Raw genomic sequence first — 1,574 nt, 5'->3', positions numbered from 1 at the left:
GCCTGTCGTCGGTGAAACGGGCGGTTCCCCGATTTGTCATGGGAGCAGGACTGGTTGCTGTTCTTACCGGATCGGGTTTCACCATAGCGGAATGGTTAGGTTGGATTCGCATAACCGAATTTCATTTCTCCATGCCGTTAATCTCAATGGCGCTGTTAAATGTGGTTGTCGCTTTTTTCTATGAGGCACTTCCGGAGGAACTTATTTTTCGAGGAGCTGTGTATAGCGCTTTGAGCGAGCGGTTTGGTCGAATCTTCGCCTTGTTCCTTCAGCCTGTTGTGTTCGTACTCGCACCGGTTACGATAAGCGGACTGCACCTTATAACAGGATTTGAGCCTGCCTCGATAACGATGGATTATGTGATTTTATTGGTAACCTTTGGGGTCATTCTTCAATTGCTGCGCCTGGTGACGAATAGCCTGTGGACCTCGATCGGTTTCCATCTTACTTATCTTTTCAGTTCACGCTTTATCGTCCTGCAGCGGGAGGCACGCTTTCTCACTTACGATGAAATAGAGCCGGGGACAGGCGAGCTGTTCATCATCTTTACGATGACGCTTCTTCTCGGTATCGTTTTCCTAATCTCGGTAGCAATCGTGCGGAGATTGACTATTGGCCTGCATAATAAAGAAGGCTGCAACCATGCATAGTGTTGTTGCTTGGAAGGAGGTGGAAGCGAAATGTACAGAATCGGACAATTGGCCAAGGAGGCGGGCATCTCCATCCGGACGCTGCGATACTACGATGAATTGGGCGTATTGAAGCCCTCCTTCGTGTCGGATGCCGGCTACCGCTGCTATAGCCATGAAGACGTCATGAAGCTTCATCATATTGCTACATTGAAGCAGCTCGGTTTTATGCTGCCGCAAATTCGGCGCGTGCTTGAAGAAGAGGTCGGCCGGTCCCGTACGGAACGATGGACGCACGCGATTCGTCTGCAAGTGGAAACGATCCGCAAGGAGAAAAAACGGCTCGACCTGCTCGAACGCATGCTTCATACGACCCTGCGTACGATTGAGCTGCGAAACGACGTGTCGACGGAAGAATTGCTCTTGTTTATCCATGCACTTCAGTCGGGACAGACCGGAACGGCAACGGAGTCCGTTCAGCGGGCTAACCGTATGAAGCGATTCACTCCCGATGAACTCCCGATTATCGAATCGTTGCCGAGGCTTGAGGAGAACGATCCGCGGGCAGACGAATGGATTCGCTTACTGCGTGACATTCACGGCCACCTTGGGGAGCCGCCGGATTCTCCCGCTTCGAGACGGTTAGCCGAACGGCTGCTGGAAATCGAGGGACAATGGTTCGGAGACCGAGAGGACGTATTGGAGAAATATTGGGAGTGGATTCGTCCGGAACCTGGCGGCCACGAGAAGGTGCTTGGTCTCGATGAGGAGACGATGGCGTATATCGAACGCATCGCGGACGAATATTTGCGGACGGACAAAGCGGGTGAAGCGGAAGAAGGGAAATAGAAGTAAAACAATCTGTCTTATTCCAGAACTCTTTTAGAATGCATTCCATACTTCGATGAAGAACGAAATATTCTTCGTTGAGCTTGTTGAGAAACC

At 51.1% G+C, this 1,574-nt stretch carries 2 protein-coding genes; both read left to right on the top strand.

Annotated features, from left to right (window positions below):
- Positions 1-650, top strand: a 650-nt coding sequence (locus tag QJ48_RS34865; RefSeq protein ID WP_237763162.1) for a CPBP family intramembrane glutamic endopeptidase, incomplete at its 5' end; no start/stop codon positions are given.
- A 30-nt stretch (positions 651-680) separates the two neighbouring features.
- Positions 681-1,478, top strand: coding sequence for a MerR family transcriptional regulator (locus QJ48_RS34860; protein ID WP_054977815.1), 798 nt, complete (start codon positions 681-683; stop codon positions 1,476-1,478).
- Positions 1,479-1,574 lie beyond the last annotated feature (96 nt).

The organism is Paenibacillus sp. A3, from assembly GCF_001399685.1.
Taxonomy (GTDB): domain Bacteria; phylum Bacillota; class Bacilli; order Paenibacillales; family NBRC-103111; genus Paenibacillus_G.
Note: the sequence above shows the minus strand (reverse complement) of the source record. Positions and strands in the feature narration are given on the sequence as shown.